Genomic DNA, 16,112 nt, shown 5'->3' with positions numbered 1-16,112 from the left:
CGGGCCTATGGCTGAAGATCTCACCACTCAGGGCGCAATTCAGGGCGGGCATGTCCAGCCAGTTCTGTCCGTGCGCAATCTGACCACCTCGTTTCGGATCGGCGACCAGTGGTCTTCCGTGGTGCGCAACATGAGCTTCGATGTCGCACCGCGTGAGACGGTCGCCATTGTCGGCGAATCCGGTTCGGGCAAGAGTGTGACATCCCTGTCGATCATGCAATTGCTGCCGAAGAATTTCAGCCGGATCGAGGGCAGCATCAAGCTGAACGGTCGTGAATTGCTGACGCTGGCACCAGAAGAGATGCGCCGGGTGCGCGGCAATGATATTTCGATGATTTTCCAGGAGCCGATGACCAGCCTCAACCCGATTTTCCCGATCGGCAAGCAGATCGCCGAGGCCATTCTATGCCACCGCGATATTTCCAGGGCAGAGGCGAAATCCGAAGTGATCCGGCTGTTGGAAAAGGTCCGCATTCCCAATGCCAAAAGTCGGTTCGATGAATTCCCTCACCAGTTTTCCGGCGGCATGCGCCAGCGGGTGATGATCGCCATGGCACTGGCCACCAAGCCGAAACTGCTGATCGCCGACGAGCCGACCACGGCGCTGGATGTGACCATCCAGGGCCAGATCCTCGACCTGATCAAGGTCCTGCAGGAAGAAGAGGGCATGTCGGTGCTGTTCATCACCCATGACATGGGGGTTGTGGCAGAGGTGTCTGACCGCACCATCGTGATGTTCCGGGGTGAAATGGTCGAAGGCGGCACGACGGATGATATTTTCAACCGCGGCCAGCATCCCTATACGCGGGCATTGCTGTCGGCGGTGCCGAAACTCGGTTCGATGCACGGCCATGCCTTGCCGATGCGGTTTCCGGTGATTGACATCAAGACCGGTGACACCCTGGTCGAGGAAGCGGAAGTCGGCGCCCTCGACATGGTGCCGCGCCCGATCCTCGAAGTGAAAAATCTGACGACACGCTTTGCTATCCGTTCGGGACTGCTGGGGCGTAAATCCGGCGCTGTGCATGCGGTAGAAAATGTCAGCTTCGATCTCAGGCCCGGCGAGACCCTGTCGCTTGTCGGTGAATCCGGTTGCGGCAAGTCGACGACGGGCCGCTCGATTACCCGACTGATCGAGCCGAGCAGCGGCACGATTGCGCTCGATGGTTATAATGTCATGTCGCTCGACAGTAGCACCCTGCGCAAGATGCGCCGCAGCATCCAGATGGTGTTTCAGGACCCCTTTGCCAGCCTTGATCCGCGTATGTCGGTGGGTACCGCGGTGATGGAGCCGTTTCTGGAGCATAACCTCGGCACCAAGGCACAGGCGCGCGAAAAGGCTGCCGATCTGTTGCAGCGCGTCGGCCTCAGCGCCGATATGATGCGCCGCTACCCGCATGAGTTTTCCGGCGGTCAGCGCCAGCGCGTCGCCATTGCCCGTTCGCTGATGCTCGATCCGAAAGTGATCGTCGCCGACGAAGCGGTCTCGGCGCTCGACGTATCGATCAAAGCGCAGGTCTGCAACCTGCTGCTTGATTTGCAGGAAAGCTTCAATCTCGCCTATCTGTTCATTTCCCATGACATGGCCGTGGTGGAGCGCGTCAGCCACCGGGTTGCGGTGATGTATCTGGGTGAAATCGTTGAAATCGGCCCGCGCCAGGCGGTGTTCGACAATCCGCAGCATCCCTATACCAAAAAGCTGATCGCCGCGGTGCCGGTGCCCGATCCGGCGCGCCGCAACATCACCCGGCAAATGTCCACCGATGAAATCAAGAGCCCGGTCCGGCCCCTCGGCTATGAACCGCCAGCGCGCCATTACCGGGAGGTCTCGGCGGGACATCTGGTGCAGGAAACGGTGTAAGCGCCGCTGGTCCTTTCTCTATCGACCCTTGCGTTCGTCGCGGGGACTTTCCATATGCCGCTCGCGGCGGAGCGTTTTTCGGGTTCCGCATCGACCTTTGAGGAGCGGCAATGGATCAGAGAGTGGACAGTGGTGCTGAGCAGACGGAGGCCCTGCCGCTTTCGCAGATCCTGTTTCGGATTGCTGAGGATGAAACGAGGGCGCGGGTCTCGATTGGTGATATTTTCGAGGCGCTCGGCGACCGGGCTTTTGGCGCGTTGATCCTGATCTTCGCGCTTCCCAATATCGTGCCGACCCCGCCTGGCACGTCGGCCATAACAGGCGCGCCTTTGGTCTTTCTGGCGGCGCAGTTGATGCTGGGCTGGCAGCCCTGGCTGCCCGGCTGGATCACCAAACGCTCGCTGGCGCGGGCCGATTTTTCCGCCATCGTCGCCAGGATCGTACCCTGGCTTGCCCGGGGCGAGCGGCTGCTGAAGCCGCGCTTTGGCCTGCTGGTAAGCGGACCGGCGGAAAACATCCTAGGGATCATGGCTTTCATTCTGGCCATCATTCTCGCATTGCCCATTCCGCTCGGCAATATCCTGCCGGCCATTGCCCTGTCGCTGTTTGCCTTCGCGCTTCTGGAGAAGGACGGGCTTTACGCTGTGGTGGGCAGTGTGGTGTTTCTTCTGTCGATTGTGGTCGTCGCGGGCGTGATTGTGGCGCTCGGCAAGGCGGCCTTATTGCTGTTCAGCATATCCTTTGGCTAAACCGAATTGCTTTGTATTGAGCCTTGCGCTGCCGGAATGGCCGTAACGTTTACCGGGGCGTGTCTCGCCATTCGTTTACGGCTTTTGGGTTGCTAATCGACCATATGGCAAGTTTCGCGACAGCTTCGCTTCCTATCTTTCCCCATGATCGCCGGTCGAGCGTATGTCGACTAAACGCTTTGTTGCTGACCTGCGTCGGCAATTACCACAATGGGGATTTACCGTGGCAACGTCTAATAAGACAACGACTGTAAGCAGTCTTGATGGTTTGACTGGAACGAGTGCAACGGACATTATTCTCCTGACCGATCAGGTTTCGGGCGCTTACCTTGATCTTGGTGGTGGCAGCGACAAGCTGATCCTTGGCAATTTCGACAATGATGTGACATTGTCCAATGTCGAATCCGTTTTGGGCGGCACCGGTGCGGATTCGATTTTCTACGATACCAAGGCTACCTCAGGTTACATCGACTTGGGCGCCGGCATCGACAGCCTGACCTTTTCAGACCTTGGCGTCACCGCAACCATCCTCAATGTGGAAACGATCGTCGCTGGCCAGGGCAATGACTATTTGACGATGAGCGCCCAGGCGCTCGGGACCTATATCGATCTCGGAACCGGTTCGGACCGGGTGATCCTCGGCAAATTCGATAATTCGCTCACCCTGATCGATGTTGAGACGGTTACCGGCAGTACCAAGTCCGATATCGTGATTATGGAGAATAAAAGCGGCGACCAGACGCGCCGCGTGGATCTCGGTTCCGGCAACGACTCTGTTAGTCTCGGCGATGGCGGCGGCACGGTCTATGTCTCCAATACCGAAACAATCGTGGCTGGCAGCGGCGACGACCGCATTCAGCTGAACAGCAAGGCTTCCAATTTCAGTATCGATGCCGGTGAAGGCGATGATACTGTCGTTCTCAGCAATTATACCAATAAGCTGACAATCTCAGGTGCCGAAAGCATCGTCGGATCGAGCGGAAGCGATCACGTCACGATCGGGAGTGTGTTCACTGGCGGATATGTTTCTCTGAATGGCGGCAATGATACGCTCGTTCTGGGAAATTACACCAATTCCGTCAGTGTCTACGGTGTCGAGACCATTTATGGTGGCTCGGGCAGCGATTTTATCTACATGCAGGAGGCCAAGTCCGGCGGCTTGATCGATCTCGGAGCCGGCGAAGATACACTGGTCTTCAATGAGGACGGCGGCACGGCCACCTTGAAAAATGTCGAGAATATCATCGGCAGTGAAACCAAAGACTATATTATTTTCAAAACGCAGATAACCGGCGGCCTGATCGATCTGGACGACGATGGCGACCGCGTAACCCTGGGCAAGTACAACAACAATGTCACGTTCGCCAATGTCGAAACCATTACCGGCGACAGTTCCAGCGACATCATTACGCTGACCACCGAGCTGACCAAGGGCACGATCAATCTCAGCACTGGCATGGACAAGCTGACGCTGGCCGATGGTTCCAACACCATCAACATTTCCGGTGTCGAAACCCTGATCGGCGGCGATGGTGAAGATACGATCAATTTCTCGGTCGCCTCGACGGGTGGCGAAATCGATCTCAAGGGCGGCGATGATACATTGACGCTTACCGGCTCTGGACGAACCTTGACCATTTCCAACGTCGAGACAATTCTGGGCAGTTCCGCCAGCGAGCAGATTCTGTACAAGACCCTGTTGACCGGCAATCTGATCTCGCTCGGCTCCGGCTCCGACAAGCTCACGATGGGTGATTTTGATAATACCGTTTCCATCGCTGGGATTGAAACCATCGTCGGCGGCACCTTGACCGATGAAGTGTATATCACCAGCGCCATTACTGGCTCGCTGATCGATCTGGGTACCGGCATCGATACGGTGACCATCATGAAAGGTGGCACGATCACGGCCCGCAATATCGAGAGCATCATCGGCGATGACGGCATCGACGTCGTTAAATTTGATCGGGCCGCGGAGAAAGTCTATCTCGACCTGGGGGCTGGCAATGACAGCGTCACCTTCGGCAATTACAACAATATAGCCGAACTCCGGAATGTTGAGACCATCAATGCGGGCACGTCCAGCGACGTGATCACGCTCGGCACTGACATGTCGGCCGGTACGATTGACCTCGGCAAGGGTCTCGATCAGCTGACGCTGAGTGACGAGGGCGGCACCCTGACGGCGGCCAATATCGAAACGATCTTCGGCGGTGCGGCGGACGACGTCGTGACGGTTTCAGGAACCGTGACCATTGGCACGATCGACCTCAAAGCGGGTGACGATACGTTGACCATCGGTGGTAGTGCGACCGTGACCGTGCAGAATGTCGAAACGCTGGTCGGCGGAGCCGGAACCCAGAAAATCATCCTTGCCAGTGGGTTCAAGGGCAGTATCGATCTCGCTGACGGTGTCGATACCATCATCATGGCCGATGTCGCTGACGCCAACGCGACCGCCATGAAGAACCTTATCACGATTTCCAATGTCGAAACCATCACCGGCGGTTCCGGTTCGGATACAGTTGTGATCGGCACGGTCGGCGGCGCAACCATGATCGATTTGGGTGATGGCGACGATACCTTGAAATTCCAGGATAATGGCGGATCGTTGACGGCTGCCAATGTGGAGACGATCATCGGTGGAACCGGCGATGAAGTCATCCGGTTTAACGCGACGGTCACCGGCGTTGATATCGACCTCGGCGATGGCAACGACACTGTCATCTTCGGCAATTACGCCAATGAGGCGACGCTGGCCAATGTGGAAAGCATCACCGGCGGCACCGGCAGCGACGTGTTCACGCTGGCCTCCGGCACGACTGGCATGGCCCTCAATCTCGGCAACGGGCTCGACAGCCTGACGCTGGCGGATGAAGGCGGAACGCTGACGGTCTCCAGCATCGAAACGATTGTCGGCTCGGATGTCGACGACATTATTTCGCTTTCCGCCTATATGACCGGTGGGGAGATTTCGCTTGGTGCCGGCAATGACCAGTTCATCATTGGCGATGTCGGCGGCACGGCGACGGTGAACGGCATCGAAACGGTGACCGGTGGTGCTGCCGCCGATCTTATCACCCTTGCCGAAGGTGCATCGGGCTATATCAATCTGGGGGCAGGTCAGGATGGCGTTATCCTGTCGGCAACCGGAACTACGGTGACCGTGGGTGGCGTTGAAACGGTGATCGGCAATAACGTGACCCTGTCGGGCGTCGAAACGGTGACCGGGGGTGCGGGAAATGATACGGTTGAGTTTTCCGATGCGGTAACCGCGACGACTATCAAGCTCGGCGGTGGCAACGACATTCTTCAGATGTCGGAACTGGGAGGCACTCTGACCGTCACCGGGGCCGAATCCATTCTCGGCGATGTCGGCAGCGACGTCATCACCCTTGGTGAACAGATTACGGATGGCTTCATCAATCTCAATGCTGGCAGTGACCGCCTCATCCTGTCTTCCGCCAACAATACGTTGACGGTGGAAAATATCGAAACGGTGACTGGCGGCTCGATGATCGACGACATCACTTTGTCTGGCGTCTATACCGGCGGCACTCTGGATCTGGGCAGCGGCAATGACCTGCTGACGTTCGGCGAATCCGGAACCGTGACGATCGCCAATGTCGAAACGGTGGTCGGGTCAACCGGCGACGATGTGCTGACTGTCAGCGGGTCGATCGGCGGGGCAACTCTTAATCTGGGGGATGGCCAGGATACCCTGAGCTGGAGCGCGGGCCTGACGGCAACGGTTTCGAACGTTGAGACGGTCAATGGCGGCTCCAATGCCGACATCATCACGCTGGCCACGCAATGGACCGGTGGATTTATCGATCTGGGCGATGGTTCCGACAAGCTGACGCTGGCCAACACGACCAATACGGTGACGGTGGCGAATGCGGAAACCATTATCGGTCAGTCCATGGCGGACTATATCGCCATCAACAGCAGCACCTATAGCGGCTATATTTCACTGGGCGGAGATACGGATGAACTAAAGCTGGCGTCCTCGACAAGCACGGTGACAATCGTCGGCGTTGAAACGGTCACGGGTGGTTCCGGCGACGACAAGGTGACATTGGGTGCTCAGGTGTCGGGCATCCAACTCAACCTGGCCGACGGCAATGACGTGGTCACGCTCGGCAATTATTCCAATGATATAACCCTCTATAATGTCGAATCCGTCACCGGCGGCAGCAATACCGATGTGGTCTATATCAAGGACACGGAAATCTCCAACGGCCAGTATTTCCTGGGTACAGGCGTGGATTACCTGAACTTTGAGAAAGCCGCGACCGCGACCGTTTCCAGTGTCGAAACCCTGGTCGGTTCTGCCTATGACGATACGATCACCATTTCCGGCCAGTATACCGGCGTGACGATTGATCTGAGCGCGGGCTCGGACACGTTGACGCTCGGTTCCGCCTCGACGCTGACCACGGCCAATATCGAGTATATCACCGGCAGCACGGGGGCCGATTTGATCGTGCTGTCGGGCAGCACCAATACGACGGTGGACCTGGGGTCTGGCAATGACACGATCTATATGAGCAGCGGCTCCGATACTGTGACGGGTGGGGCCGGTTCCGACCTCTTCACCTTCACCTCCACGGACAAATCGAGCACGTCGAGCCCGGACAAGATCACCGACTTCGTCAATGGTGAAGACAAGCTGGTGTTCAACGGTCTGCTGCAGGGCACCTTCACTTATCTGGGGGCAGAGAAATTTTCGGTCACAGACCATACCCAGGCCTATTTCGTCAATGATACCGCAACACTCTATATCGATTTCGATGGCGACGCGGTGGCAGATATGCAGATGACCTTGTCCGGCAAGACCGCCGACAACATGTCGGCCAGCGACTTCCGCTGGAACTCATAAGGCAGTGCTCCCGGCCCTGGGTTTCTTGACCTGGGCCGGGCAACTGTCTGTGTACGAGCACTGCACGGCATCGAAAACCGGTTCCCTGTTTTCGGTTCGGTGTTGTATCGTGGCATTTCCACGAATCGGAGACCTGCAATGATTGAAGTTCCGGTGTCCTGGGGTGAGCTGATCGACAAGATCACCATTCTCCAGATCAAGGCAGAGCGGATCACGGACGAGGCCAAGCGCACCAATGTCGAGCGCGAGCTGTCCCTGCTCAATGAACGGCTGAAGCCGGTGGCCGATCATCAGGGTGTCATCGCCATCAGCCGTGATCTTCTTGCTGTCAATACGGCGCTGTGGGAGATTGAGGACGATATCCGCGATTGCGAGCGCGACGGTGATTTCGGTCCGCGTTTCGTGTCTCTCGCTCGTTCGGTCTATGTCACCAATGACCGGCGCGCCGAGTTGAAGCGGCAGATCAACATTGAGCTTGGCTCTGACATCATCGAGGAAAAGTCCTACAAGCCCTATGCTGCGGCCTGATTGATGGTGGCATGGGTCTTTGATTCATGTTTGGGACTCTTTGACCTTTAGGCGAGGATGCATGAGCATGTTTTCGCCCTGATATTAAGTGGCCGACGCGCCGATTTTGGGTAAAACAGGGCCATGATGGTTCGGTGTTCCTGGCCTTGGATCTGGCCCATGGATGAAAGAAGAGCGCGTTATGACGACGCATGAGGTTTCGCAGTGCCGTTCGCTTTTGGCGCAGGGGCGCGTGGCTGAGGCCTTACAGGGCTTGACGGCGCTTGTTGAGGCCCATCCTGAACATGCCGAGACCGCTCATTACTATGCGCTCGCCCTTCATCTTTCCGGCCGTTCTCGTGAGGCCATTCCCGCTTTCGAACATGCTTTGCAACTTGCGCCAGACCAGTCCGGCCTGCTGCAAAATATGGTTCTTCCGTTGATTGCAGTGGGTGACCATCAGCGCGCCATTGATATCGGCGCTCGCGCCGTGACGCTTGACGGTAAAGCCGTTGGCGCATGGTCCAATCTGGTTCTGGCCCTGACATCGGCAAAACGATGGGATGAAGCCCTGAATGCGGCTCGGCAGGGTCTGGCGCTTGACAACAATGAACCGTCTCTGCTGGCTCAGATGGGTGTCATCCTGCTGGAGCTTGGAGACAGTGCGGGAGCCGAAACCCATTTGCGCCGGGCGCTGGAGCTGAAGCCGGATGCCGAAGCTTTCTATAATCTCGGCGTGCTGCTGCATGGATTGCAACGCGATCCCGAGGCCTGTGACAGCTATACAAAGGCGCTGACGCTTGATCCCTCGCATCGACGCGCCGCCAATAATCTGGCGGCAAGCCTGCGCATTCTGGGCAATTTGAAGGGTGCTGACCGGATTCTCAAGCAATTGATTGGCATCGGCGATGCCCCCGTTCACCGCTTCAACCGCGCCTGCCTGCAATTGCTGGACGGCCAATGGAGCGAGGCCTGGGCCGATTACGAGTTGCGTGATCAGGCCACCGGGAGTTCCACCTCGCCCTTGCTGATGCAGGGGCCGCGCTGGCAGGGCGAAGCGCTGCAAGACCAGACGCTGCTGGTGTTTCATGAGCAGGGATTGGGCGATACAATCCAGTTTATCCGGTTTTTGCCGCGCATTGCGGACCGGGTCGGCCATGTGGTTTTCGTCTGCCAACCGCAACTCTACCGTCTGCTGAACCTTTCCGAACTTTTTGCCACTCCGTCCATCACGCTCTTGCCTGATGGTGCGGATCTGCCCGCTTACGCGGCCTGGGCACCGCTCTTGTCGCTGCCGGGCCTGATCAACCTTGTGCCAGAGGCGACAGGCCAGCGCGTTCCCTATCTCACCCTGGAAAAACAGCTTTTCGAGCGCTGGCGCGACTGGCTTGGCGGGCTTTCTCCAAGCCAGGAGCAAGAGCAGGAGAAGGAGAAGACACGTTTTCGTATCGGTCTATCCTGGCAGGGCAATCCAAAGGCCTATGGTGAGCCGGGCCGCTCGCTGCCGCTGGAACTCTTCCAGCCGCTTGCCGAATTCTCAGATGAAATTGACATCATTTCCCTGCAAAAGGGGGTAGGAGCCGATCAGCAAGCGCCGGAGGGATTGGCGCTGCACCCCGTTCCGGGTCTGGATGACGGTCCCGATGCCTTTGTCGATACCGCAGCCTTGATGGCGTCGCTGGATCTGGTCATCACCTCAGATACCGCCCTTGCCCATCTTGCGGGCGCATTGGGCAGGCCGGTCTGGCTGTTGCTGAAGAAAGCCCCGGACTGGCGCTGGGGCATGGATGGCATTCTGACCGACTGGTACCCGACCATGCGGCTGTTTCGCCAGATGGAGGCGGGGCAATGGCAACCGGTTCTTCAGGACGTTGCGCATGAGTTGAAAGTGCTGCTGTTTGCCGGACGTGCCACGGATGATGCGCCCGATGAGGCCGCTGACGGATTGAACGAGGCGATCAAGCGCCATCAGGGCCGCGATTATGGCCGGGCCGTGCAGCTTTACCGGCATGTGCTGACGCAGGATTTTCAAAGAGAGCGGGTGCTCAATCTGCTTGGCATGGCGTGTCTAGAGGCCGGTGAACGCTCATCGGTGGCAGGGCGGCAGGCCATTCCCTTTTGCGCCCGCGCGGTGGCGATCCGCCCCTCGCTTGGCGATCACTGGAGCAATTTCGCCATTGCGCTCGATGCTGCGGGGCTTGTGACCGATGGGATGCGGGCGCTGCGCCACGGGCTGCTCTACGATACCGGTCACGCAGCGTGCCTTTTGGCGCTGGCCCGGCGCGAAACGTCGGTGGGTGATGCCGAAACAGCCTTCCGCCGCGCAGGCGAGGTGCTGAAAGCCCAGCCGCGCTCAGGTCACGCCCTGTCGGTTTATGCGGCGGCGGCGCTGGCGCTTGGCCGGTTCAACGTGGCGGAGGAAGCTCTGCGACGCGCCTGCCGGATCGAGCCGGAACTGGCCTCGCATCACGTGCAACTGGGTGCTGTTCTGCTAAAAGCCAAGCAGCCGCAGGCCGCCGCGCGCGCCTGGGAAAAGGCTTTGACGCTTGACCCCGGCAATGCCGATGCCTGGAGCAATCTGGGTGTGGCGGAGCGTAATCACGGCTATGCCGATCTTGCCTGCTGGATCCAGAGGCAAGGCGCGCTTGCCAAGCCCGGCCATGCCGAATCCTGGAGCAATCTCGGCATCAGCCTGATGGATACCGGCCGCGAAGACGAGGCGATACTGGCTTTTGGCAAGGCGATCGAGGCCCGTCCCGGCTATGCCGATGCGGAAATGGCGCTGGGCATGTGTTTGCTGAACGAGGGCGATTATGCCCGTGGCCTGCCGCTTTACGAGCGTCGCTTCCTGGTGGAAATCCTCGGCATAGATCGCACCCGCGTCCGGCTGCCGGTCTGGCAGGGGGAGGATCTGGCGGGCAAGTCCATTCTGGTTCTGGCCGAACAGGGCTTTGGCGATGCTTTCCAGTTCGTCCGCTATGTGGCGCTCCTGAAGGAAAAAGGCGCGGCCAAGGTGATGATTGGCTGCCGTCGCAAGATTGCCACGCTGCTGCAAACCGTGCCGGGAGTGGATGGCGTTGTCTGCGAAAGCGATCCCGTCCCGCCGCTCGATTACCACGTTTTCATGATGAGCTTGCCGCTGCTTTGCGGCACAGTCGTCGAGACAATCCCGGCTTTTCCCGCCTATCTGTTTGCCGATCCGCTGCGGGTGCGGCGCTGGGCAGGCTGGCTTTCGGCAAAGCCTGGCTTCCGCGTCGGCCTCGTTTGGCAGGGCAATCCCGATCCACAGGTCGATAAGGGCCGCAGCTTTCCCTTGCAGGTGTTGGCGCCGCTTGCCGCCATTGACGGTGTGCGCCTGATCGCCTTGCAAAAGGGGGCAGGCGAAGAGCAGTTGGACATGGTGGATTTTGTCGTCGAGCGCCCGCCGGAAGAGTTTGACAGCGGTGCCGATGCCTTTGCGGATACGGCAGCGATGATCATGAATCTCGATCTCGTCATCACCTCCGATACGGCGGTGGCGCACCTGGCTGGTGCGCTTGGCCGCCCGACCTGGGTAATCCTCAAATCCCATGCCGAATGGCGCTGGCTGCGCGGACGCAGCGATAGCCCCTGGTATCCGACAAGCCGGGTGTTTCGCCGGGTGGCCGATGAGGTCGAAGCGGAACCCTTTGCCGGTGTCGTCTCCCGCGTGGCCGACGCGCTTGGCAGGCTGGTCGAGGGTGACAGGGCGCAACTGTTTGAAGCCGCCGAGCCTGTGGTTGCCGTTCCGGCCCAGCCGGGTCCGCAGCAACGATTGGCCGCCGCCATCCGCACCCATATGGCCGGCAATGTCACTGCCGCCGAGGCGACCTATGCGGCGCTGCTGCATGAGGACGAAACACGGGCCGAGGCGCTGCATATGCTGGGCGGGTTGGCGGTTGAGCGCCTGCATTACCATCGCGGCTATGTCCTGCTGCGGGGCGCAGCGGCACTTGGCCTTGCAACGCCGACCTTCCAGACCAATTATGCCATAGCCCTTCGCCACGTCGGCAAGCAGGATGAGGCCGAGGCCTGCCTGCGCCAAAGCCTGGAGACCAGCCCCAGCGCCGAAGCCTATATGACGCTTGGCAATCTTTTGCGCGACACGGACCGCTATGGGCAAGCGCTGGAGGCTTACCGCGCCTCGATCCAATTGCGTCCGGATCTGTCCAAGGCCCATCGCGGGCTTGGCAATGCATTGCGCGAAATGGGCCGGGTTGAGGAGGCAATCGCCAGTCTCGATCGGGCGCTGGATCTCCTGCCTGGTGATGTCGAAACCCTGATCGACCGGGCGCATGCCCATTTGATGGCGGGCAATCTGCCGCAGGGTTTTCGCGATTACGAGACGCGCTGGCAGGGTGCCGAAATGGTGGCGCGCTCGCTGCCTATGCCGCGCTGGACTGGCGAGGCCCTGCCGGACAAAGTACTGCTGATCCACGGAGAACAGGGGTTGGGCGACCAGATCCAGTTTGCCCGTTTCGTGCGCCAAGCCGCTCTCAAGGTCGGGCATGTCATTCTGGAATTGCGTGAGCCGCTGATCAGCCTGTTTTCAACGCTGGTGGTGGAGAGGCGCAACATCACCCTGCGCCGCCAGGGCGTCGATGCCATTGACGATGCCGATGTCGAAGCGCCGATCATGAGCCTGCCGCTGATTTTTGCAACCACGCTGGAAACTTTGCCCGGCCCGGCCAATTTCCGGCCCGATCCTCGCCGGGTGGCGGATTGGGAAGCGCGGTTTGCGCATCGTGACGCTTTGCGGGTCGGGCTGGTCTGGCAGGGCAATCCGGTCGCGCGCGCTGACAAGGGGCGCTCGCCGCCCTTGAAAGTGTTGGAGCCATTGTTTGCTGTCGAAGGAGCGCATTTCATCAGCCTGCAATTCAAGGACGGGCTGGAACAGATGGCCGGTCTGGAGTTTGCCAAGGCCATGCAGGTGCCGGGGTCAGACCTTGGCGATTTCGGCGAGACGGCGGCAGCGATTGCTGCGCTTGATCTGGTGATTTCCTCCTGCACCTCCACTCTGCATCTTGCGGCATCGCTGGGCGTGCCATGCTTTGCGCTGCTGAAATACGGTGCGGATTGGCGCTGGATGACCGGTCGAGACGATAGCCCCTGGTATCCGGGCCTGAAACTGTTTCGCCAACCGCAACCAGGCGATTGGGCAAGTGTGGCCAAGGCGGTGGCAGAAGACCTTAAACGGTTGGTGGAGCGTAAGCCATGACGAACCAAACTGCGTCGGGCGAAAGGCTGATCCAGGCCTTTCAGCTGCACAAGGCTGGGATGCTGGACGAGGCGATTGCCCATTACCGTGCCATTCTCGAGGAAGAGCCCGACCAGGTCGATGCGCTCAGACTGCTGGCCTCGGCGGAGCGCTCGCGTGGCGATCTGGCGCAATCACTGTCGCTTTATGCCAGGGCGCTCAGACTTGCGCCTGAGGAAAGTGATATCTGGTACAATCTCGGCAATGCGCTGGGTGAGGCCGGTCGCAAGCCGGATGCGCTGGAAGCCTATCAAAGGGCCGCGCAATTGGCACCTGACAATGCCGCCTGTCACGCCAATATCGGCGTAACGCACGCTGATCTCGATGATTATCCGGCAGCGATTACCGCTTATCGGCAAGCGCTGGCACTCGATCCGCAAAACCGCATAGCGCTCCACAATCTCGGCAATGCGCTGTCCGAATTGGGCGAGGCGGAAGCGGCGATGGCGCTGCTGTCCAAGGCGCTGGAAATCTATCCCACCTCCGCTGAGGCTCATTATAACCTTGGCCTCAACCTGCTGCGGCTTTTCGATTATACCACTGGTTTTGCCGAGTACGAATGGCGCTGGCAGGCCGAAGGCTTTCCGGGAGAGGCACGTCACACGGATATTGCCGATTGGAACGGGCGGCCTTTTCAAGGCAAACGCCTGTTGGTTCATGCGGAACAGGGGCTTGGCGACACGATCCAGTTCGTCAAGCTGCTACCCCTGGTCAAATCGCTTGGCGGCGAGGTGATCCTGCAAGTGCCAAACAAGCTGGTCGGGCTGCTGGCGGATGTGCCGGGGGCAGATCGGGTACAGGCAGAGAACCCGCCAGCAGGGACCATCGATTTTCAGGTGCCGTTGCTTGGTCTGCCGCATCGGCTGAAATTGACGCTGGGCAGTGTGCCGAAAGCCCGTGCCTATTTGCAGCCACAGGCGGAGCGGGTTTCGCTGTGGCGTGAACGGCTTGATTTGAAACAAGGCGAGAAAGCCCTGGGTTTTGTCTGGCGCGGCAATCCCCTGTCACCAGCGGAAAAAGGCCGCAGTCTTGCCGGTCCCGAACAGCTGTCGCCCTTTGCGAACCTTGGCGGCACGCGGCTGATTGCCCTGCAAAAGCTTGATGAGGCGGCGTTGGAACCCGCCGATACCCCGTCAGGCTATAAAGTGGCGGGCCTGTCCTTCACGCTGGAACATCCAGGCCCGGACTTCGATGCCGGAGCGGATGCCTTTCTCGACACGGCTGCCATCCTCACCCAGCTTTCGGCCTTCATTTCGGTCTGCACCGCGCCTTTGCATCTGGCCGGTAGCCTTGGCGTACCGACCATCGGCCTTTTGAAGAAAGTGCCGGATTGGCGCTGGGGTTCTGAGGGCGCCACCACGCCCTGGTATCCGTCGATGCAGCTTTGCCGCCAAACCGAGGCGGGGAATTTTACCGCCTCGATTGCCCAGGCGGTGTCACTTGCTGAAGCGATTACTGATAGGTCCTGATAATCTTTTTCATCGCATCCGCCGTGCGCGACCAGGTATAGCCAGCCAGTTTCGCCGCGCCGCGCTCGCCACGGCGACGGGCTTCGTTGCGGTCGCGCCAGACCCGCTCCAGCGCCTCTTCGATTTCATCGACGCTGCTTTCTCCCCACCCGGCCACGGAGCCGACACCAGCGCCTTCGCCTGCAACGGGGGTCTGATGTTCCAGCGCATAGCAATTGCCGCCGTCGATCAGGTCGAGATGACCGGTATTGGCCGACAGAATCGTCGGCACGCCACAGGCCATGCATTCCATCGCCACCAGATTGGTGCCGCCTTCGGAGCGGTTGGGGAAGACCGCGACGTCCATTTCGCGCAGGATCGGCGCCATCAGCGCGTTTGGTACGGAGCCGAGATCGAGGAATTGATGGGCAGCGATATCGTTGGCGGCAATCCAGGCGGATTGATCGATGGCGCCCTTGTCATTGGTGGTGATGGCGGTGGCCTTGCCGGACCGGTTGAGCGTCAGGGCAAATTGCGGCCATGGACTGTGCCATGCGGAAACCAAGAGGGCTTCGGGATGGCGTTTGGCAAACCTTGCGAAGGCTGCCACCACCAGATCCTGCCCTTTGCGCAATTCCAGCTTGCCGCCTGAAAACACCAGGAACCGGTCGGCCAGAACGCCTTGGCGCGGGCCGGGGTGAAACAGTGTCTGATCGATGCCTTGGATGACGGTGGTAACATTGTTGAGGCCATGGGCGCGCATGATCTCTTCATTCCAGCTCGATCCGGCAATCACCAGCGGCAATGCTTTGGCTCTGGCTTTCGTGGCCTCCGACAGTTGCGGTAGTTCGAAGAACACCACGCCCAGCGTCGGACTGCCGGAAAGGGCAACGCCTTTGGGGCCGGGCGACATGGTGAAATCATTGCCCAGCCCGGCGAGAAGCGGGGTATTGACCGTCAGGGACTTTTCGCTCTGGGCGGCGATGCGGTTCGAAAGGTCGGCGCTGGCCCGGAAAAATCCGCCAAGTGCGCGCTGGCGCAACGGATCGACGACGATCTGGTCGGATTGCAACGGAAAGGATGTGACCGGCTCCAGCTGCGGATCGGTGGACCAGTTGAGCGCCAGGTTGAGGCCGTAAATGCCCCAGCCGAAAAAGCTGGATATGCCCCAATGGATAATCACGGGCCGTCTGGGCGTCTGGGTCACGGCTGCATATCTCCGGGCTTTGCGGTTTGAAGGGCGATTCGCCCCGGTTGCAAAAGCTTAACCTGCTTTTCCAGGCGCTGGAACGGTGTGGGCCGCGTTATCAACGACGGTATTGGATCTGTTTCTGTTTGCGACGCGGATTCACGAAAATCCAGCATGGCGAAAGCTTCGGCTTCTACGGTC

7 protein-coding genes are annotated in these 16,112 nt (G+C 59.4%); 6 read left to right on the top strand and 1 reads right to left on the bottom strand.

Going from position 1 to position 16,112, the window contains the following annotated elements; genetic code table 11:
- Positions 1-7: 7 nt before the first annotated feature.
- The 6 genes from AVI_RS15270 to AVI_RS15245 all read left to right on the top strand — a co-directional run bounded on the left by AVI_RS15270 (position 8) and on the right by AVI_RS15245 (position 14,743).
- Positions 8-1,861, top strand: a complete 1,854-nt coding sequence (locus AVI_RS15270) for an ABC transporter ATP-binding protein (RefSeq protein ID WP_015917201.1) — start codon at positions 8-10, stop codon at positions 1,859-1,861.
- A 110-nt stretch (positions 1,862-1,971) separates the two neighbouring features.
- Positions 1,972-2,610, top strand: coding sequence for an exopolysaccharide biosynthesis protein (locus AVI_RS15265; protein WP_015917200.1), 639 nt, complete (start codon positions 1,972-1,974; stop codon positions 2,608-2,610).
- Positions 2,611-2,833: 223 nt separating this feature from the next.
- Entirely contained in the window at positions 2,834-7,492 is a 4,659-nt protein-coding gene (locus AVI_RS15260; protein WP_139192536.1) for a beta strand repeat-containing protein, read from the top strand.
- A gap of 138 nt (positions 7,493-7,630) precedes the next feature.
- On the top strand, positions 7,631-8,020 hold the full coding sequence (locus AVI_RS15255; RefSeq protein ID WP_015917198.1) for a DUF6165 family protein: 390 nt from the start codon (positions 7,631-7,633) through the stop codon (positions 8,018-8,020).
- Positions 8,021-8,201: 181 nt separating this feature from the next.
- Positions 8,202-13,235 (top strand): tetratricopeptide repeat protein, encoded by a 5,034-nt coding sequence (locus AVI_RS15250; protein WP_015917197.1) that lies wholly within the window; start codon positions 8,202-8,204, stop codon positions 13,233-13,235.
- Positions 13,232-14,743 carry a tetratricopeptide repeat protein gene (locus AVI_RS15245; RefSeq protein ID WP_015917196.1) on the top strand — a complete coding sequence of 504 codons (1,512 nt, stop codon included), beginning with the start codon at positions 13,232-13,234 and terminating at the stop codon, positions 14,741-14,743. Before AVI_RS15250 ends, AVI_RS15245 begins: the two co-directional genes overlap by 4 nt.
- Here the strand turns inward: AVI_RS15245 and AVI_RS15240 are convergent.
- Complete coding sequence (locus AVI_RS15240) at positions 14,727-15,929, bottom strand: glycosyltransferase family 4 protein (RefSeq protein WP_015917195.1); 1,203 nt, start codon at positions 15,927-15,929, stop codon at positions 14,727-14,729. The genes AVI_RS15245 and AVI_RS15240 overlap by 17 nt on opposite strands.
- Positions 15,930-16,112: the final 183 nt, after the last annotated feature.

Origin of the sequence: Allorhizobium ampelinum S4 (assembly GCF_000016285.1) — a bacterium.
Lineage (GTDB): Bacteria > Pseudomonadota > Alphaproteobacteria > Rhizobiales > Rhizobiaceae > Allorhizobium > Allorhizobium ampelinum.
This window is presented reverse-complemented; position numbering and strand designations above follow the sequence as displayed.